Origin of the sequence: Streptomyces sp. KL116D, assembly GCF_030766975.1 — a bacterium.
GTDB lineage: Bacteria > Actinomycetota > Actinomycetes > Streptomycetales > Streptomycetaceae > Streptomyces > Streptomyces longispororuber_A.
In genome coordinates, this window is record NZ_JASERH010000095.1 from 195,165 (window position 1) to 212,725 (window position 17,561).

15 protein-coding genes are annotated in these 17,561 nt (G+C 74.2%); 9 read left to right on the forward strand and 6 right to left on the reverse strand.

Annotated elements, in window-relative coordinates; genetic code table 11:
* The first annotated feature begins 10 nt into the window (after nucleotides 1-10).
* Together RBJ77_RS38450 and pgm are read left to right on the forward strand one after the other, a co-directional pair.
* A complete protein-coding gene (locus RBJ77_RS38450; RefSeq protein ID WP_372349193.1) occupies nucleotides 11-745 on the forward strand; it encodes a Clp protease N-terminal domain-containing protein in 735 nt (244 codons plus the stop codon).
* Between the two features lie 74 nt (nucleotides 746-819).
* Nucleotides 820-2,445, forward strand: a complete 1,626-nt coding sequence (gene pgm, locus RBJ77_RS38455; RefSeq protein ID WP_372349194.1) for a phosphoglucomutase (alpha-D-glucose-1,6-bisphosphate-dependent) — start codon at nucleotides 820-822, stop codon at nucleotides 2,443-2,445.
* A gap of 1 nt (nucleotide 2,446) precedes the next feature.
* On the opposite strand, the gene RBJ77_RS38460 is transcribed toward pgm, so the two are convergent.
* Nucleotides 2,447-3,139: a phosphonatase-like hydrolase gene (locus RBJ77_RS38460; protein ID WP_372349195.1), complete on the reverse strand. Its 693-nt coding sequence runs from the start codon at nucleotides 3,137-3,139 to the stop codon at nucleotides 2,447-2,449.
* Complete coding sequence (locus RBJ77_RS38465) at nucleotides 3,136-3,927, reverse strand: GntR family transcriptional regulator (RefSeq protein WP_372349196.1); 792 nt, start codon at nucleotides 3,925-3,927, stop codon at nucleotides 3,136-3,138. Before RBJ77_RS38465 ends, RBJ77_RS38460 begins: the two co-directional genes overlap by 4 nt.
* Nucleotides 3,928-4,054: 127 nt before the next feature.
* On the opposite strand from RBJ77_RS38465, the gene RBJ77_RS38470 reads away from it, so the two are divergent.
* The gene (locus tag RBJ77_RS38470; protein WP_372349197.1) at nucleotides 4,055-5,230 is read left to right on the forward strand and encodes a TIGR03364 family FAD-dependent oxidoreductase; all 1,176 of its coding nucleotides are present in this window, start codon (nucleotides 4,055-4,057) and stop codon (nucleotides 5,228-5,230) included.
* A gap of 90 nt (nucleotides 5,231-5,320) precedes the next feature.
* On the opposite strand, the gene RBJ77_RS38475 is transcribed toward RBJ77_RS38470, so the two are convergent.
* Nucleotides 5,321-9,568: a S8 family serine peptidase gene (locus tag RBJ77_RS38475; protein WP_372349198.1), complete on the reverse strand. Its 4,248-nt coding sequence runs from the start codon at nucleotides 9,566-9,568 to the stop codon at nucleotides 5,321-5,323.
* A gap of 91 nt (nucleotides 9,569-9,659) precedes the next feature.
* On the opposite strand from RBJ77_RS38475, the gene RBJ77_RS38480 reads away from it, so the two are divergent.
* From RBJ77_RS38480 to RBJ77_RS38490, 3 genes are all read left to right on the forward strand, one after another.
* Complete coding sequence (locus RBJ77_RS38480; RefSeq protein ID WP_372349199.1) at nucleotides 9,660-10,610, forward strand: helix-turn-helix domain-containing protein; 951 nt, start codon at nucleotides 9,660-9,662, stop codon at nucleotides 10,608-10,610.
* Nucleotides 10,611-10,779: 169 nt separating this feature from the next.
* Nucleotides 10,780-11,421 carry a flavin reductase family protein gene (locus RBJ77_RS38485; protein WP_372349200.1) on the forward strand — a complete coding sequence of 214 codons (642 nt, stop codon included), beginning with the start codon at nucleotides 10,780-10,782 and terminating at the stop codon, nucleotides 11,419-11,421.
* A 122-nt stretch (nucleotides 11,422-11,543) separates the two neighbouring features.
* Nucleotides 11,544-11,933, forward strand: coding sequence for a VOC family protein (locus RBJ77_RS38490; RefSeq protein ID WP_372349201.1), 390 nt, complete (start codon nucleotides 11,544-11,546; stop codon nucleotides 11,931-11,933).
* A 43-nt stretch (nucleotides 11,934-11,976) separates the two neighbouring features.
* Here the strand turns inward: RBJ77_RS38490 and RBJ77_RS38495 are convergent, their stop codons facing one another.
* Complete coding sequence (locus RBJ77_RS38495; RefSeq protein WP_372349202.1) at nucleotides 11,977-12,213, reverse strand: hypothetical protein; 237 nt, start codon at nucleotides 12,211-12,213, stop codon at nucleotides 11,977-11,979.
* A gap of 144 nt (nucleotides 12,214-12,357) precedes the next feature.
* Between RBJ77_RS38495 and RBJ77_RS38500 the strand changes: the two genes are divergently transcribed.
* Together RBJ77_RS38500 and RBJ77_RS38505 are read left to right on the forward strand one after the other, a co-directional pair.
* A complete protein-coding gene (locus RBJ77_RS38500) occupies nucleotides 12,358-12,573 on the forward strand; it encodes a peptidoglycan DD-metalloendopeptidase family protein (protein ID WP_372349203.1) in 216 nt (71 codons plus the stop codon).
* Between the two features lie 97 nt (nucleotides 12,574-12,670).
* Complete coding sequence (locus RBJ77_RS38505; protein WP_372349204.1) at nucleotides 12,671-13,099, forward strand: pyridoxamine 5'-phosphate oxidase family protein; 429 nt, start codon at nucleotides 12,671-12,673, stop codon at nucleotides 13,097-13,099.
* A gap of 18 nt (nucleotides 13,100-13,117) precedes the next feature.
* On the opposite strand, the gene RBJ77_RS38510 is transcribed toward RBJ77_RS38505, so the two are convergent.
* Nucleotides 13,118-16,267, reverse strand: a complete 3,150-nt coding sequence (locus RBJ77_RS38510; RefSeq protein ID WP_372349205.1) for a cytochrome P450 — start codon at nucleotides 16,265-16,267, stop codon at nucleotides 13,118-13,120.
* Nucleotides 16,268-16,463: 196 nt separating this feature from the next.
* Between RBJ77_RS38510 and RBJ77_RS38515 the strand changes: the two genes are divergently transcribed.
* On the forward strand, nucleotides 16,464-17,096 hold the full coding sequence (locus RBJ77_RS38515) for a PAS domain-containing protein (RefSeq protein ID WP_372349282.1): 633 nt from the start codon (nucleotides 16,464-16,466) through the stop codon (nucleotides 17,094-17,096).
* On the opposite strand, the gene RBJ77_RS38520 is transcribed toward RBJ77_RS38515, so the two are convergent.
* On the reverse strand, nucleotides 17,036-17,557 hold the full coding sequence (locus RBJ77_RS38520; RefSeq protein WP_372349206.1) for an SRPBCC domain-containing protein: 522 nt from the start codon (nucleotides 17,555-17,557) through the stop codon (nucleotides 17,036-17,038). The genes RBJ77_RS38515 and RBJ77_RS38520 overlap by 61 nt on opposite strands.
* Between the last annotated feature and the right edge of the window lie 4 nt (nucleotides 17,558-17,561).

Below are 17,561 nucleotides of genomic sequence, written 5' to 3' on the forward strand. Positions count from 1 at the left end.
CGGTTGCCTCATGACGAATCCAGTCGGCCCCACCGTCCGCCTCGACGACCTGATCGAGGCCATCAAGAAGGTCCACACCGACGCCCTCGACCAGCTGCAGGACGCCGTCCTCGCGGCGGACCACCTCGGTGACGTCGCCGATCACCTGATCGGCCACTTCGTCGACCAGGCCCGCCGCTCCGGCGCCTCCTGGACGGACATCGGCAAGAGCATGGGGGTCACCCGGCAGGCGGCGCAGAAGCGCTTCGTGCCGAAGTCGGAGAACGACCTCGACCCGAGCCAGGGCTTCAACCGGTACACCCCGCGCGCCCGGAACGTGGTGGTGTCCTCCCAGACCGAGGCGCACGCCGCCAAGAACACCACCATCGGCACCGCGCACCTGGTCCTCGGGCTGCTGCACGAGCCGGAGAGCCTCGGCGCCCGGGCGATCCTCGCGCAGGACGTCCTGCTCGACACCGTGCGGCAGGCCGCGACGGCCCAGCTCCCGGCGCCCGCCGACGAGTCGCCGGCCCTGATCCCCTTCGACGCGGAGGCCAAGAAGGCGCTGGAACTGACGTTCCGCGAGGCGCTGCGGCTCGGCCACAACTACATCGGCACCGAGCACATCCTGCTCGCCCTGCTCGAACAGGAGAACGGCTCCGGGCTCCTCGCGGACCTCGGCATCGACAAGGACGCCGCCGAGGCGAACATCGCCGCGGCGATCGAAGCCCTCACCAAGGACGCCGCCGAGGAAGGGACGGGCTGACCGCACGCGCGACCGGGCCGGCCGGGGCCGCGGCCCCGGCTGACCGACACGGCCGCGGGTGGGAAACTGTGCGCATGACTGACCGCTCAGGAACCCCCGCCCGGCAGGACGACCTCGTCGACGTCGACGAGCTGATCGACGCCTACTACACGAGGGAGCCCGACGTCGCGCGCCCCGAGCAGCGCGTCGTCTTCGGCACGAGTGGCCATCGCGGCTCCAGCCTCGACGGCGCCTTCAACGAGAAGCACATCGCCGCCATCACGCAGGCCATCGTGGAGCACCGCACGGCCGAGGGCATCACGGGCCCGCTCTTCATCGGCCCCGACACCCACGCCCTGTCCGCACCCGCGCTCAGGACGGCCCTCGGCGTGCTGGCGGCGCACGGCGTGCGGGTGATGGCCGACGCCCACGGCGACTTCGTGCCCACGCCCGCGCTCAGCCACGCCATCCTGCGCTGGAACCGGGACGAGCCGGCCGACCGCGCCGACGGCATCGTGATCACCCCGAGCCACAACCCGCCCCGCGACGGCGGCTTCAAGTACAACCCGCCGCACGGCGGCCCGGCCGACTCGACGACGACGTCCTGGATCGCGGCCCGCGCCAACGAGCTGCTGGAGGACGCGAGTTGGACGCCGCGCACGGTCGACGACGCGGCCGGCGAGCCGTACGACTTCCGGGAGCGCTACGTCGAGGACCTCAAGGACATCATCGACGTCGACGCCATCCGTGCCTCGGGCGTGCGGGTCGGCGCCGACCCGCTGGGCGGCGCCAGCGTCCACTACTGGGCGCGGATCGCCGAGCTGTACGGCCTCGACCTGACCGTGGTGAACCCGAAGACCGACCCGACCTGGCGCTTCATGACGCTCGACTGGGACGGGAAGATCCGGATGGACCCGTCGTCGGCGCCCGCGATGGCCTCGGTCCTCGCCCGCCGCCACGACTTCGACCTGCTCACCGGCAACGACGCCGACGCCGACCGGCACGGCATCGTCACCCCGGACGCGGGCCTGATGAACCCGAACCACTATCTGGCCGTCGCCATCCACTACCTGTTCTCGCACCGCCCGCAGTGGTCGGCGTCCGCGGCGATCGGCAAGACGCTCGTGTCGAGCGCCGTCATCGACCGGATCGCCACCACGCTCGGCCGTGAACTCGTCGAGGTTCCCGTCGGGTTCAAGTGGTTCGTGCCGGGCCTGGTCGACGGCTCGGTGGCGTTCGGCGGCGAGGAGAGCGCCGGGGCCAGCTTCGTCCGCAAGGACGGCAGCGTGTGGACCACCGACAAGGACGGCATCCTGCTGGCCCTGCTCGCCGCCGAGATCACCGCCGTCACGGGGAAGACGCCGTCGGCGTACTACGCCGAACTCGCCGCCGAGCACGGCGCGTCCGGCGCCGCGTACGCCCGGATCGACGCCAAGGCGACGAAGGAGCAGAAGGCCCGCCTCGCGAAGCTCACCGGTGACGCGATCACCGCGGACACCCTCGCCGGCGAGCCGATCACGGCCCGCCTCTCCGAGGCGCCGGGCAACGGCGCGGCGATCGGCGGCGTCAAGGTGACCACGGAGAACGCCTGGTTCGCCGCGCGGCCCAGCGGCACGGAGGACGTGTACAAGATCTACGCCGAGTCCTTCCGCGGCGCCGAGCACCTCGCCCAGGTGCAGAGCGAGGCCCAGGCGATCGTCGACGCGGCGCTGCAGCAGTGATCTATCGGGCGGCCTCGGGGATCCCGGGGACGTCCGCCACGCTGTCCAGGACGTAGGTGTGCGGGTGGAGTTCGAGCTGCTCGCGGGTCAGCTGGCCCGTGAGCACGCCCACGACGACACCCGCGCCCGCGTTCGTCCCCGCCTCCAGGTCGACGACGGTGTCCCCGGCGACGAGCACCTTGCGCACGTCGACGACACCGGCCTTCTCCATCGCGCGGTGGATCATGTACGGGGCGGGGCGGCCGCGGCGCACCTCGTCGGAGGTGACGACCGCGTCGAGGTTGCCGCCCGGACCGGTGGACCAGCCCAGCGAGTCGAGCAGCGGGAGTGCCACGTCGTCGCTGAAGCCGGTGGTGAGGGCGACCTTGATGCCGCGGGCGCGCAGTTCCTCGAGTGCCTTGTCGGCCCGGGCGATCGGCTGCGGCGGCACCTCCTCGTAGCGCTTGCGGAGGTAGGCGCGGAACGCGCCGTACTGCCGCTCGACCAGCTCCGCGTCGGGCGTGCCGCCGCCGATGCGGACGAGGGCGGCGATGGCCTCGCGCTTGTCGGTGCCCATCCAGGTCTGCAGGTCGTCGTCGGCCACGGTGACGCCGGTCGACTCGACGGCGTGCCGCAACGCCTCGTACACGGCGCCGTGTTCCTCGATGGTGGTGCCCGCCATGTCGAAGACGGCGAGTTCGATGGTCCGGGTCACGATGGTTCCTCACTGGTGGTTCGGGGAGCTGTGCCGTCGGAGCGGTCGCGGCCTGCGACGGTGTGCCCTCCGACGGTGTTCTCGATGGTGAAGGTGGCCATGGCCGGGAGGTAGCGGTCGTCCGCGTACTCCACGGGGGTGCCGTCGCCGGTGTACGCCAACCGGCGTACGCGCAGCAGGGGTTGACCGGCCGCGACGCCGAGCAGTTCGGCGTCCTCGGTGTCCGCGGCGATCGCGTCGATGGTGTGGCGGGCGTGGTGGAGGTCGACGCCGCGCTCGATGAGGGCCTCGTAGACGGATCCGGCGTCCGGGTCGACGGAGAACAGGTGGACGCCCGCGTCGAGGACGAACGTGGAGCGTTCGATCATCGCGGGCACGCCGTCCAGGTGCCGCAGCCTGACCAGGTCGACGACGGGCGCGCCCTCCTCCAGGCCCAGACGGTCGGCCGTGTCGGCGGTGGCCCGGTGCCGGGCGACCTCGACAGTGAACTGGCCCGGCTCACGCCCTATGGAGCGCGCCCACTGGGTGAAGGACATCAGCGAGTCGAACGGCTGGGAGGGCGTGACCCTGCGGGCCACCGGTGGTTTGCCGCGCCCGCCCACGAGCCGGCCCTCCGCGCGCAGCTGTGCCAGGGCCTGCCGGACCGGGCCGCGCGAGGTGCCGAACTCCTCGCAGAGCTGTGCCTCGCTCGGCACGGGCCGCCCCTCGGGCCACTCCCCCGCCTCGATACGTCGCCGGAACTCGGCTCCGAGCCGCTGGTGCAGCGGCCCGTCCTCACTTGTCTTCACAACTTGAGTTTCTCAGGCCGACAGGGCTCGACACAAGATGCGCCCCGGTGCTCAGCTGGTAAACAAACGGAAAACTTGTATAGACAGGTCTTGCCTCCGGCGGGACTCGCTCCGCACGCTTGTCGGCATGAGCATCGCAACAGCACCTTCTCCGTCCGTCGCCCTGCCCGGCGGCCGCAGCGACCTCGTCGTGGTCGGCGCGGGCATCGTGGGCCTCGCGCACGCCGTGGAGGCGGTCCGCCGGGGACTGAGTGTCACGGTCGTCGAGCGGGACCGGCGTCCGGTCGGCGCGTCCGTGCGCAACTTCGGGCACTGCTGCATCACCGCGCAGCGCGGCGACCTCCTCGGTCTCGCGGAGCGGTCGCGCGCCGGATGGCTGTTCGCCGCCGCGCGGGCGGGCCTGTGGGCACCGGAGGCGGGCGCCCTCGTCGTGGCCCGGTCGGCGACGGAGCTGGCGGTCCTGGAGGAGCTGCGCGACGAGCGCGGCGCCGACGCGGTGCGGCTGCGCACCCGGGACGAGGTGGGCACGGCCCTCGGCCGCGCGGCGGACGCCAGGGACGACCTGGTGGGCGGCGCGCTGCTCCCTGCGGACCTGCGGGTGAACCCGCGCGAGGCCGCGCCGCGGCTCGCGCAGTGGCTCGCCGAGCAGCCCGGCGTGACGGTGGCCTGGGGCACGAACGTCACGGGCGTCGAGCAGGGCACCGTGCACACCAGCCGGGGCCCGGTCCACGGCGAGCAGATCCTGCTGTGCGTCGGCCACGACCTGGACCGGCTGTACCCGGCCGAGGCGGAGGCGCACGGCATCGAGCGCTGCCGGCTCTCCATGGCCCGGGTCGAGGCCCCGGCGGCCTTCCGCACGGACGCGGCCGTCCTCACGGCCACCTCGATGCTGCGCTACGACGGCTTCACGGCGATGCCGTCGGCCGGCCGGCTGCGCACCGAGGTCACCGGCCACAGCCCGGAGCTGCTCGACGTGGTGGCGAACGTGATGTTCACCCGGCTGCCCGACGGCACGGTCCTGGTCGGTGACTCGCACGCGTACGACGCGACGGAGATCCCGTTCCAGGACGAGGCGACGACGGAGCTGCTCCTGCGCGAGGCCGCGCGGGTGCTCGGGGTGCGCGACGTGCGGATCACGGAGCGCTGGCAGGGCGTGTACGCGAGCAGCGCCAACGGACCGCTGCTCGTCCGCGACGTCGCGCCGGGGGTCCGGGCGCTGTCGGTGACGTCGGGGATCGGGATGACGCTGTCGTTCGGCCTGGCGGCGGCGACGTTCGACGGGGCACTGCACGCGACCGCCTGACGTCCCGCGGCCTGACGTCCCGCGGTACGGAGAGAAAGGGGGAAGGGGGCCCTCCCCTCGCAGGGCCCCCTTCCCCGGCTCGTCACCGGCTCACTTCAGGGCCAGCCGGTGCACACCTCCCAGCGCCGTGCCGACGTACAGGGCGCGCCCGTCGGGCGTGGCCGCCAGGGACAGCACGTCGGTGTTCTGCAGGGTGCCCGACACGTTGTGCCAGGTGCGGCCGCCGTCGGTGGACTTCAGAACTCCCCGTGCGCCGTACGGGACTTCGCCCGGCAGCCAGCGCCCGGTGGTGCCCGCGTACCAGGCGCCGCCCGCCCGGACGAGGCCCGACACCTGGATGCGCAGGCCGCCGTGGTCGGCGGTGCGGAAGGTGCGGCCGCCGTCCGACGACCAGCGCAGCGTGGTGCCGCCGACGACCAGCCGGGAGCCGTCGACGCCGAGCGCGGAGACCTCGCCGCCGGCCACCTTCGTCAGGGTCCTGCCGAAGTCGTCCGAGGAGTACAGGCCGCCGTGGCCGCCGAGCCAGATCCGGCCGGTCCTGTCCGGGTCCGTCGCGAGCACCCGGAACCGGTCGTTCTTGCGCAGGCTCTTCCAGTGGGCGCCGCCGTCCGAGGTGGTGTAGACACCGGGTCCGTCGATCCGGTCGTAGGAGACCGCGACTCGGCCGGGGTCGCGCGGGTCGACGAGCAGTGCCAGAGCGGTGCCGTCGAGCTGTCCCTTCTCCTCCCAGCTGCGGCCGCCGTCCGTGCTCTGCTGCACCGACAGACCGGCCAGGCTCTCGAAGGTGCGCCACACGATCCGGCTGTCCCGGGCGTAGGCGGAGAGCGCGGAGACCTGGGTGCCGGTGGTCCCCTCGTGCTCGCCCGCGCCCCACTCGGGCGAGGCGACGGGCAGCGCGGTGCGGTACATCCCGACGCTCGTGCCCGCGAGCAGCGACCCGTCGGAGACGGCGAGCGCGGGCACGCTCTCGCCCTGCACCCCGATGCGCCGTTGGCCCGGAGTGCCGTCCCGGCCGCGGTAGATGCCCGCCGACGCGGCGCCGACCGTGTACGAGCCGTCGGCCCAGCGGTCGAAGTCGTAGACGACGCTGCCGTCGACCGGCTTGCCGATCTCCTGCCAGGTGGCGCCCGCGTCCTTGCTGAGGTGAACGGTGCCGTCGGACCGGTCGTGCACGATCTCGCCGCGGCTCACGGTGACGAGGCCGCGCCCGTTGCCCTGCGGCTCGCCCCAACTGCGGCCGCCGTCACGGCTGATGACGAGCCCGCCGCCCTGGCCGAGGATCTGCGCGGTCACCAGCTGGTCCGCCGCGTCGAACCCGGCGAAGAGCTGGGTGCCGTCGTCCGGCAGGGTGCGGATCCGCTCCGCCTTCTTCGGACCCTCGCCGGTCATGCCGCGCACGGCCCACAGGGTGCGCCCGGCCCAGGCGTACAGGTCGTCGCCGCCCATGGCGACGTGCAGCACGTCGGCCGGCAGTCCGAGGTCCTCAGCGTGCCAGCTGTCGCCGCCGTCCCGGCTGACGAGCAGTGTGCCTCCGGCGGTCGCCGCGACGAGCACGCGGGTGCCGGCGTCGGCGACGAGGTCCGTGTAGCCGTCGTCGGGGACGTCGAGCCGTTCCCAGGTCCTGCCGCGGTCGGTGGTGCGCAGGATGCCGCCCGCGTTGACCGACCAGGAGAAGGCGCCCATCGCGGACCACCAGCGGTCCGGGTCGTGGGCGTCGACGACCAGCGACGGCTCGTCGGTGGCGGCGCCCGTGAACGGGGTGCGGCCGCGCTCGGTCCAGGTCTTCCCGGCATCCGTGGTGAGCCACGCCCCGGACTTGCCGTACTGGGTCATGACGGCCTGCCGGTCCGCGCCGGGGGCGAGGGTGAGCAGTCCGTCGGCGCTGTTGGGGCCGACCGGCTGCCACCGCCGGCCGTGCGCGTCCGCCGGGGTGACCTCGAACCCGCCCGCGCCGTACTGGCGTTGGCCGCCGGTGGCGGTGGCGCGCGCGGTGACCCGGTAGGTGCCGGGGGTACTGCCCGTGAGGTCGGCGGCGAAGTAGTGCGGGTCGGCCGTGGCCCGGGTCTTCGTCGTGTACGTGCGGCCGCGCGGCGGGTCGACCGTCAGGACCGGCGGACCGTCGAGCCCGGCCGGGGTGTACACGTAGGCCGTGCTCGCCCCGGACGACGGGTCGGGGGTGACGTCCACGGCGAGCGGGGCCGCTTCGAGGAGGTAGGGCACGGTCAGCGCCGGTCCGTCCGGGTCGGTGACCGTGACGGCGCCGGAGAAGTGTGTCGTGGTGGCGGGCCGCGGGGCGTCCAGGGTGAGGCGCACCGTGGCGGTGCCGCCCGCGGGGACGGTGACCCGGCCGGGCGTCACCTTCGCCGCTTCGCCGTCGACGCGGACGGTGCCGGTGACGGCCCGCTTCCCGGTGTTGTGGAGCGTGACGGTGTGCGAGGCGGTGACCCGGGGGCCGCCCAGGTCGGCGAGGCCGAGCGAGACGGTCGCCGGGGACGCGGTGAGGCGGGCGTCGGCGGCCGCCGCCACGTCGAGGCGGCCCGCGCCCTGGGCGATGGTCTCGACGTCCCTGAGGCGGTGGGCCGTTCCGGTCAGCTCGGCGCCGATCTCCCGGGCGTCGCGGTCCGGGTGGAGTTGGCGCAGCAGGGCGGCGGAGCCCGCGACGAGCGGGGACGCCATGGACGTGCCGGACATCCGCCAGGCCCCGGAGGGCACGACGGACCGGGGCACGGTCGAGCGGATCTCCACGCCCGGGGCGACGAGGTCGGGCTTGAGGCCGAGCCCCTGGTCGGGGCCGCGGGACGAGAACGCGGCGATCTGGTCGTCGGAGTCGCGCCCGCTGAGCGTCAACCTGACGTCCTGCGCGGCGAGTTCGGTGAGTTCCTGGCCCTGGATGCGGTCGACGCCGGTGACGACGAGGTGGTCGAGGCGCGGACCGTCGTCGAGGCCGGTGAGGCGCCGGGCGCTGTCGGCGGGCACGGGCACGCCGTCGCCGCGCCGCCGGGGGGCCACGTCGGGGCGGCCCGCGACGACGGGTCCGTCACCGGCCGCGGCGCCGCCGACGAGGGCGATCGCGCCGCGCTTCTCGGCCTCCTCGTACACGGCGAGGTCCTCGGGGTACAGCGCGTCCTCGGCGCCGCGGGCGGGCGGGAACGCGTACAGGAGGGCCTTGCCGCGCACGTCCCCGGCACGCTCCCAGTCGTCCGGTGTGCCCATGCCGATGTCGACGAGGCCGCCGGTCACGGGTGTGTCCGCCGGGTTGGCGGAGACGAGGCCGCGATAGGTCTCCAGGGTCTCCCGCTGCCCCTCGACGCGGAGTTCGGGCACGGCGACGCCGCTGGTGGAGGCGCCGACGGCGAGGACGCCGGGAGCCGCCGCGGGCGAGCCGACCGTGTACGGGCCCGGTCCCTCGTTGCCCGCGGCGGCCACGACCACGACGCCCGCGTCGACGGCCGCGGTGGCGGCCCGGCCGAGCGGGTCGCTGCCGTCGCCGGGGCCGCCGATGCTGAGGTTGACGACGTCGGCGCGGTGCGGGTTGGCCGGGTCGATCGCGGCCTCGATGCCCGCGACGATCGCGGAGGTCTCGCCGTACCCGTCGGCGTCCATGACCTTGTACGCGAGGAGTCGGGCGTCCGGCGCCGCGCCCGTCACGCCGCCCGGGCCGGCCGCCTTCGCGGCGATGATGCCGGCGACGTGGGTGCCGTGGGCGTTGTCGTCCATCGGGTCGTCGTCGTGGTTGACGAAGTCGTGGCCGCCGACGACCTTGTGGCCCTCGCCGATGCCGCCGCCCAGGTCGGGGTGGGTGTAGTCGACGCCCGAGTCGATGACGGCGACGGTCGTGCCCGCGCCGGTGGCCTTTCCGCCGCCGGGGGCGGGGCGGTCCCACACCTTCGGCAGCCCGACGAGGTCATGGGCCTCGGTGGCCTGCACCTTGACGCGGGCGTCGGGGACGACGGACCGCACGCCGGGCAGGGCGCGCAGCCGGGCCAGCGCGTCCTGGTCGACGGTCATGGCGACCGCGTTCAGGGCAAGTCCCATGCGGCGTACGGACGTCGGGGCGGCGCCCGCGTCCCGCGCCGCGTCGAGGACGGCGTCCTGGCGGGTGTCGATCCGCTCACGGGCCGCGCGGACGTCGGCGGTCCGCGCGTCGCGGGCGGGGCCCGCCGGCGCCTGCAGCGCGGTGGCACCGTCGAGTTCGACGATGACGCGGGTGCGCTCGGGGGTGCCGGCCGCCTGTGCCACGGGGGTCGCGGAGAGCAGGCCGCCGAGCACGGCGGCGGTCAGTGCGGCGTGCAGAGGTCTTCGGACGCCGTGACGTGTGTGTCGTATGTGGTTCCCCATGGAGGGAGTTGGTAGTCGCGACGACCGGGCCGGCACAACGATTCGGGACGGCCCATTGCTGCCTGTGGCACACATGGGCCAGGATCCCGGGATGACCGAACAGCTCTCCGCCGTCGGAGTCGACCCCTTCGACGAGGCCGTTTACCGCGCTCTGCTCACGCGCGAGGCGGCGTCGCCCGGACAGCTCGCCGACGAACTGGCGTGCTCCGCGGACCGGGTGGGCCGGGCCCTCGCCCGGCTGCACGACCTGGGTCTGGTCGGCCGGCTCTCCGGGACCCGGCGGCGGTACGCGGCGATCGACCCGGAGCACGCGGTGGACGCCCTGATCCGCACCCGGTCGGCGGAGCTCGACCGGGTCAGGTCCACCGCGGCCGAGCTGTCCCGGCTCTTCACCGCGGGCCGGCACGGCGGCGGCGAGGAGGTCGAGATCGTGCACGGCAGCGAGGCGCTCGGCCGCTGGTTCGTCCGGCTCCAGCAGGAGGCGCGGGACGAGGTGCGCACCCTGGACCGGCCGCCCTACGCGCTGACGACGGCGAACCCCGTCGAGGAGACCGCGCTGGGGGAAGGCATCAGCTACCGCGCGGTGTACGCGCCCGAGGCGCTGGAGTGGCCGGGCGTCCTCGACGACATCCGCCGGCTGGTCGGTCTCGGTGAGCAGGCCCGGGTACTGCCGGGGCTGCGGGTGAAGCTGGCGATCGCCGACGACCGGGTGGCGCTGATGCCGCTCTCCCTCACCCTGTCGTCCGAGGTGCGGGCCGCGGTGATCCGTCCGTCCGCGCTCCTGGACACCCTGATCGACCACTGGGAACTGTGCTGGCGCGTCGCCGAGCCCCTCGACGCGCCCGCCGAGGGGCCGCTCGACGAGGACGACAGGCTGATGCTGTCACTGCTGGTCAGCGGGTTGAAGGACGAGGCGATCGCCCGTCAGCTCGGCTGGTCGGTGCGGACGATGCGTCGCCGCACCAGTCGGCTGCACCAGCTGCTCGGCGCGTCCAACCGGTTCCAGGCGGGGGTGATCGCGCAGCGCCGGGGCTGGCTCTGACGGCCGGGCGGGCGCGGTTCGGCGGGCACGGTTCGGCGGGCACGGTTCGGCAGGCGCGGTCCGGCGGGCACGGTTCGGCAGGCGCGGTCCGGCGGGCGCGGTTCGGCCCGCACGCCCCGGCAGGGACGGTTCGGCGGGTGCCGAACCGATCGCTGCCTACGCTCCGGCCATGACCAGCACAACTCACCTCCCCCACCTGACCGTCGAGCCGAGCGTCCTCTACTTCGGCACGCCGGTGGCGCTCCTGTCGACGGAGAACGCGGACGGCACCTTCAACCTGGCCCCGATGTCCTCGGCGTGGGCGCTCGGGCGCACGGTCGTGCTCGGCCTCGGTGCCGACGGCCAGAGCGCCCGCAACCTCGCCGCCCGCCCCGACGTGGTCGTCAGTCTGCCGGGCCCCGGCCAGTGGGAGGCGGTGGAGCGTCTCGCCCCGCTGACCGGGCGGAACCCGGTCCCCGCCACGAAGCCGCGGGGCTGCCGGTACGAGCCGGACAAGTTCGGTGCGGCGGGCCTGACCCCGCAGCCGTCCGTCGCGGTGCGCCCGCCGCGCGTGGCCGAGTGCCCGCTGCAACTGGAGGCGCGGGCGGTGGACGTCCGGCCGGACGCGGGCGGCGCCTTCCTCATCGTGGAGACGTCCGTGCTGGCGGTGCACGCCACCGCCGACATCGTCGTCCCCGGCACCGACCACATCGACCCGGTCGCCTGGAGCCCGCTCGTCTACAACTTCCGGCACTACTTCGGCCTGGGCCCCCAGCTCGGCCACACCTACCGCAGCGAGACGGCCCGGAGCGCGGCGGCCGTGCGGGGCTGATGCCGGAAACCGACTGGCCCACGACCCCGCCTTGCGCTTAAGATCCCCGGCAGCATCGCGTGCCGGTCACCGTCCGGGTGAGGCATGGAGGTGCCGGAGTTGCCTTCTGGAGGCAATCCATCGTGGCAGTTCAGCTCAACCACACCATCGTTCACGCCCGGGACAACCGGGAATCCGCCGAATTCCTGGCACACATCCTCGGGCTCGACGTCGGAGCCGAGTGGGGCCCCTTCGTCGCCCTCGACCTCAGCAACGGCGTGACGCTCGACTTCGCGTCCATCCCCGCCGAGTCCATCGTGATGCAGCACTACGCCTTCCTCGTCACCGAGGAGGAGTTCGACGGCGTCTTCGCCCGCATCAAGGACGCCGGGCTCACGTACTACGCCGATCCGCACGGCAAGCAGCCGGGCGAGATCAACCACAACGACGGCGGTCGTGGCGTGTACTTCATGGACCCGGCCGGCCACGGCATGGAAGTCATCACCCGCCCCTACGGGGGCGGCGACAGCTGAGCCGTCGGGCCGCGGCCGCGCCGAGCGCGCGGCTGCGGCCCGCTCAGCCGAACTCCGTCGCATGGAGCACCAGGAACACGGTGCCCACCAGCAGTGCGGCGACCCCCAGGGCCCCCAGGGCCAGCGCGGTGCGCCGGGCCGGCCGGCAGGCCAGTTCGGCGTCCTCCTGACGGACCGCCGCCGAGCACGGCAGTACCGCGAGACCGTAGGTCACCAGTCCGGCCGTGCCGACCGTGAGACCCAGTCCGAGCCACGTCACACCCGCGGACAAAAAGGACATGTGTCTGATTCTGGGCCCTCCGCGGCGATCCCGCGATTCGGTGATCGTCACGCTCCGGAACCGTCGGCCAGAACGGCGGCGCACCGGCCCGCGCGGGCGGTCCGCCCACGTGCGGCGGGCAGGCGACGCCGGTACAACGGATCCATGAGCAACGGAGCCCGGGGCACGCCCGCAGACCAGGAACGGGCCGGCGCCGCGTACCGCCGACCAGCTCGCCGGGCGGCCGGTGTCCACGCCGGCGTCGACTTCGCCGTTCCGACCGGCAGGCCCGTCAGGAGCATCGCCCCCGGCACGGTCGTCACGGCCGGAAACCAGGGCGCGAAGAAGGCCGGCCAGAAGCTGCGGCTGCCCGGCGAGTAGGCGCCGCAGCAGCCCTGCCCGGCAGTCCTGCCCGGCACAGCGGGCCAACAGACCGTCCCGACCATCCCACCGACGGCCCACACCCCCAGGGGAGTTCATGCCGCTCACACAGGAACAGCGCGAGGACTTCCTCGCCGGTACGCATCCGGCGTCCGTCGCCGTCGACGACCGGGGCGGGCGGGGACCGCTCAACGTGCCGATCTGGTACGCGTACCGGCCGGGCGGCGCGATCCGTGCCGTCACCGGGCGCGACAGCCGCAAGGCGCACCTGCTGGCGGCGGCCGGACGCTGCTCGTTCCTGGCGCAGCGGGTCGAGCCCACGTACCGGTACGTCTCGGCGGAGGGCCCGGTGACGCTGCGCACGGCGACGGCCGGCGATCTGGAGGAGGTCGCCGGCCGCTATCTGCCCGCGGACGTGCTCGCCACCTACGTGGACAACACGTTCCGCAGCTACGGCCCCGAGGGCCTGGTCCTCGTCGAGCTGCTTCCGGAGCACTGGCTGAGCGCGGACATCGGGGCGAACTGACCCCTCGGGGACGGTGGTTCAACCTCCGTAGACGTCCTCCACGTAGCGGCCGTCGGCGACGAGCGCGGACAGCCAGCGCTCGGCGGCGCTCTCGTCCGCGCCCTCGGTGCGGGCGCGGTACAGGTCGCGGAACGCGGCCCGTACGCCGGGTGCCATGCGGGCGCCGTCGCCGCACACGTACACGGTCGCGCCCGCGTCGAGCAGGCGCCAGACCTCCTTGCCCTCGGCGGCGATGCGGTGCTGCACGAAGGCGTGCCCGTCGACGGGTGCGTCGCTGAACACGGGCCGCAGCGAGATCGTTCCGGCGGCGTCGGCGGCCCGCAGTTCGTCGGCGTGCAGGAAGTCCTTGTCCGGGTGGTCGCAGCCGAAGTAGACGAGGGCGGGCGGGAGTCCGGTGCCGCGCTCGGCGACGGCGGCGCGGAACGGGGCGAGCCCGGTGCCCGCCGCGACCATGATGACGGGTCCGGGCGCGTCGGGCCGGATACGGAAGGCGTCCCGGCAGGGCTGGATGCGGCCGAGGACGGTGTCGCCGGGGCGCAGCGCGGCCAGGTGGCCGGAACCGGTGCCCCGGAAGCGGCCGTTGCCGGAGGCGGCGGGCGCGTCGAGGACGGAGACCATGAGGTCGACGTGGTCCGGCAGCAGGGCGGGGCTGGAGGAGACCGAGTAGTGGCGGGGCCGCAACGGCGCCAGCAGCTGCAGGAGTTGACCCCAGTCGAGGGCGCCGCGCAGCGCCGGGTGGTCCTCGATCAGCTCGACGAAGGTGCGCGGGTCACCGTCCGGCAGGGCCTTCAGCGCGGCGGCCTCGGGCGGGCACGGGTTCGCGGCGGCCAGCACGGCGACGTCGGCGGCGCTCGGGCGGTGCCGCAACTCCACGTGGTGGGTGAGGAGTTCACGGACCGTCAGGGGGCGGTCGACGGCCAGTCCGTCGCGGCGCGGCCGGGCGGCGCGGATGTCCAGGACCGTGTCGGGGTCGAGGCCGAGGGCCGCCGTCGCCCGCGCCACGAGGGCCGGGTCGTGGGCGGGCAGCACGGTGAGGTGGTCGCCGCTGCGGTACGTGGTCCCGGCGGGCAGGGCGAGACGCACGAACCGCTTGGTGCGGGGGTGGCCGGCGGCGGTGAGATCGTACGCCTCGGTGACGGTGAGCGGCACGAGACCGTGCCGGGCGGCGGCCGCGTCGAGCGGACTCCCGGAGATCTCCCTGACCTCGTACGCGGCGGTGGGCGCGGGCCCGGCGTCCGTGGCGTCGGGGTCGCCGTACCGCTCCAGGAGGGCGGCCCGCAGCCGGGCGGTGAAGGTGCGGACGGCGCCGTTCAGGTCCCCGGAGGCGTCGGCGGCGGCGCGCTCGCAGAGCCGCTCGGCGCCGCCCGCGGCGAGGCGCTCGTCGATCCGGGTGGGGACGTGCTGGTAGGTGGCCGCCCAGTTGCGGTCGCCGACGCCGAGGACGGCGTAGACCGTGCCGTCGTACGCGTCCCGGTCGAGGGAGGCCACGAACTCGCGGGCGTCGTCGGTGGGTTGGCCGTTGTAGGAGGCGGCGACGACGACCACGGGGCGGTCCGTGGGCAGGCCGTCCGCGTAGGCGTCGAGGGGTGCGACGTCCGTGGCGCAGCCGATCGCCGCGGCCTCGTCGGCGAGCCGGCCCGCCAGGTCGCGGCAGGTGCCGTAGTTGCTGCCGTGCAGGAGCAGGGCGCGGGTGCCGGGGCGGACCCGGACCGGCAGCTCCGCGGTGTCGGCGGCCTGTTCGCCGCGGGTCGCGTGTCCTGGCAGGGCGCCGTGCCGGCGGTCGGCCGGGGTGCGCGGGGCGAGCGCGAGGGTGAACCCGTCCGGCTTCATGGTGAGGGTCTCCTTCACCGTGAGCCGGTAGTCGGCGTGGTCGTTCAGCCGGTAACGGTGCACCAGCATGGCGAGCAGCATGGTCGCCTCGTGGAGCGCGAACTGCCGCCCGATGCAGGCCCGTTCACCGGTGCCGAACGGTTTGAACGCGTGCGCGGACCGGGCCGCCTCCGCCTCGGGCGTGAACCGGCCGGGGTAGAAGCGCTCCGGGTTGTCGCCCCAGACGGGCTGCCGGTGCAGCATCGGCACGAGCACGGACACGCCCTGTCCGGCGCGGACCGGGATCCGGCCGCCGAGCAGGGTGTCCTCGCGGGCCTCGCGGCTGAACGCGGCGGCGGTGGGCCACAGTCGGAGCGCCTCGTTGAGGACCTGCCGGGTGTAGGTGAGCCGGCCGACCTCGTCGAAGTCGGGTTCCGGGTCCGCGGTGTCGCCCCACAGCGCGTCGACCTCGCGGCGCACCAGGTCGAGGACGGCCGGGTTCTTGGCCAGGTAGTAGAGGGCGAAGGACATCGCGCCGGACGTCGTCTCGTGTCCGGCGATCAGGAACGTGATGACCTGGTTGCGGATGTTGGCGGTGTCCAGCGTCGCGCCGTCGCGGGGGTGTTCGGCGGTGAGCATCAGGCCGAGCAGGTCGTCGGCGTGCCGCTCACCGCCCCGTACGCGGGCGTTGACGACGTCGTCGACGACCTGGGCCAGATAGCCGGCGTCGTCGTGGAAGGCGGCGTCGACGGACGCGTAGTCGCCGCCGGGGGTGCGGGCGAGACGCTTCATGCTCCATTCGAGGCAGCGGACCATCGACTCGACGAAGGGGTGCGGCTCGTCGCCGTCGAACGACCCGAAGTCGTAGCCGAACCCGGCGAGTCCGATGGTGTCGAGCGTCATCCGGGTCATGTCGCCCGGCACGTCGACCGGGCGTCCTTCGCGGGCCGCGCGGTCCCAGGTGTCGACGAGCCGGCGGGCCACCCGGTACATCACCGGGTGGTAGGTGCGCATCGAGCCGAGCGCGAACGCGGGCATCAGGATGTCGTGGGCGCGGGCCCAGTTCGGTTCGTCGTTGTAGGCGGTGAACAGGCCGTCGGCGGCGAACGCGCGGACGTTCTCCAGGGCGGGCCCGATGTGCTTGGCGAACCGGGACTCGTCGGCGAGTTCGGTGACCAGGTCGAGGTCGGCGACGAACAGGGCGTCGCGGCCGTGCAGCCGGCGCACGAGGGCCGGACCGTGCGTGCGCATCAGGCCCATCACCTGCTGCAGCGGGGCGCCGCCGGGGCCGGTGGCGGAGATGTCGATGACCGGGAGACCGTCGGTGGGGGGCGACGGGAGCAGCGCGGAGTTGTGCATGGTGCGGCAACTGCCTTTCGCGGGTGGGGGGATCGGCAGCTCCCAGCTTGGTCCCGCTCCCCCGCCGGTCGGCGCAGCCGCACTACATGATTGTGTAGGGGCGGCCGGCGCGGCGGGGTTGTGCGCGCGGGCCGTTCGTGGTGACGCGGGGCGAAGGGGTGCGGCGGTGGACGCGGTGGTGTGGCGCAATCGCGCGATGGTGCTCTTCGACCGGATCCCGATGCCGGTCGCGGTCTGCGACCCGTACGGCATCGTGCGGCTCGCGAACGCCGCGCTGGCGGCCCAGTGGGGGACGACTCCGGGGCGGCTCAAGGGCCGCGACATGCTGGACCTGTTCCCGCCGCTCGACGCGGCGCAGGTCGACCGGATCGTGCAGGCGCTGAAGCTGCGTCGCCGCTCGCGCTACACGGTGTCGGTGACCTGGCAGGGCACCGACGGGACGCATCGGCGGGGCGAGTTGAGCGTCGACCCGGTGAGCGACACCCCGGACGGGGTGCCGGATCTGCTGGTGATGCTGCGGGTGACCGGCGAGTCCGCGCCGCGTCCGGCCGCCGCCCGGGCGCCGCTGCACCGCACCGAGGAGCGGATCCTGGCGCTGCTCGCCGCGGGCGCGACCACGGCGCGGGCGGCGCGCGAGACCGGTCTGACGACCGACGGCGTCACCTACCACCTGCGGCAGCTGTCGCGCCGGTGGGGCGCGGCGAACCGCACCGAACTGGTCGCCCGCGCCTATGCGTCGGGGATCCTGGAGCCCGGCGTGTGGCCGCCTCAGGTCAGGTCGTCCAGGCCGGGGACCGGGGCGCCGGACGGGAACCCGGCCGCGACATAGGCGTCGTAGTACGCCTTCCACGGGGCGGCCTCGTCGGGCCCCTCGCCCCGGTCGGTCGCATCGAGGGCGGCCAGGCAGACCTCCCACCCCGCCGCGTTCCGCGCGGCGGCGCCGGCGCTCTCCAGGACGTTCGTGAGCGTGAGGCGGGCGGCGCCGTCGCCCTCCTGCGTCACGTCGAGGCGGAGCTCGTCGCGGCCCCAGCTGTACGCCAGGTGGTGCGGGGCGTCGGCGGCGAGGACGGTGCCGGTCGACTCCGGCACGTTCGGGTCGTCGAAGAAGCGGATCGTGGCGCCGGGGACGAGTTCCTCGACGTCGAACCGCGAGGGGAACCAGTGCGCCAGCTCCGCCGGGTCGCTCGCGTACGCCCACACGCGCTCGACGGGCCGCTGGTAGGTGCGGCTCAGCCGGACGGCGGTGCGGCCGTCGTCCAGGGTGAGACGGCTGGCGGTGGTGATCGTCATGCCC

What these genes read in the sequence shown, in the direction of transcription:
- RBJ77_RS38505 (WP_372349204.1), top strand. Translation starts at nt 12,671, where the DNA reads ATGCCGCTCACACAGGAACAGCGCGAGGACTTCCTCGCCGGTACGCAT.
- RBJ77_RS38495 (WP_372349202.1), bottom strand. Translation starts at nt 12,213, where the DNA reads ATGTCCTTTTTGTCCGCGGGTGTGACGTGGCTCGGACTGGGTCTCACG.
- RBJ77_RS38520 (WP_372349206.1), bottom strand. Translation starts at nt 17,557, where the DNA reads ATGACGATCACCACCGCCAGCCGTCTCACCCTGGACGACGGCCGCACC.
- RBJ77_RS38515 (WP_372349282.1), top strand. Translation starts at nt 16,464, where the DNA reads ATGGTGCTCTTCGACCGGATCCCGATGCCGGTCGCGGTCTGCGACCCG.
- RBJ77_RS38480 (WP_372349199.1), top strand. Translation starts at nt 9,660, where the DNA reads ATGACCGAACAGCTCTCCGCCGTCGGAGTCGACCCCTTCGACGAGGCC.
- RBJ77_RS38500 (WP_372349203.1), top strand. Translation starts at nt 12,358, where the DNA reads ATGAGCAACGGAGCCCGGGGCACGCCCGCAGACCAGGAACGGGCCGGC.
- RBJ77_RS38475 (WP_372349198.1), bottom strand. Translation starts at nt 9,568, where the DNA reads ATGGGGAACCACATACGACACACACGTCACGGCGTCCGAAGACCTCTG.
- RBJ77_RS38510 (WP_372349205.1), bottom strand. Translation starts at nt 16,267, where the DNA reads ATGCACAACTCCGCGCTGCTCCCGTCGCCCCCCACCGACGGTCTCCCG.
- RBJ77_RS38470 (WP_372349197.1), top strand. Translation starts at nt 4,055, where the DNA reads ATGAGCATCGCAACAGCACCTTCTCCGTCCGTCGCCCTGCCCGGCGGC.
- pgm (WP_372349194.1), top strand. Translation starts at nt 820, where the DNA reads ATGACTGACCGCTCAGGAACCCCCGCCCGGCAGGACGACCTCGTCGAC.
- RBJ77_RS38450 (WP_372349193.1), top strand. Translation starts at nt 11, where the DNA reads ATGACGAATCCAGTCGGCCCCACCGTCCGCCTCGACGACCTGATCGAG.
- RBJ77_RS38485 (WP_372349200.1), top strand. Translation starts at nt 10,780, where the DNA reads ATGACCAGCACAACTCACCTCCCCCACCTGACCGTCGAGCCGAGCGTC.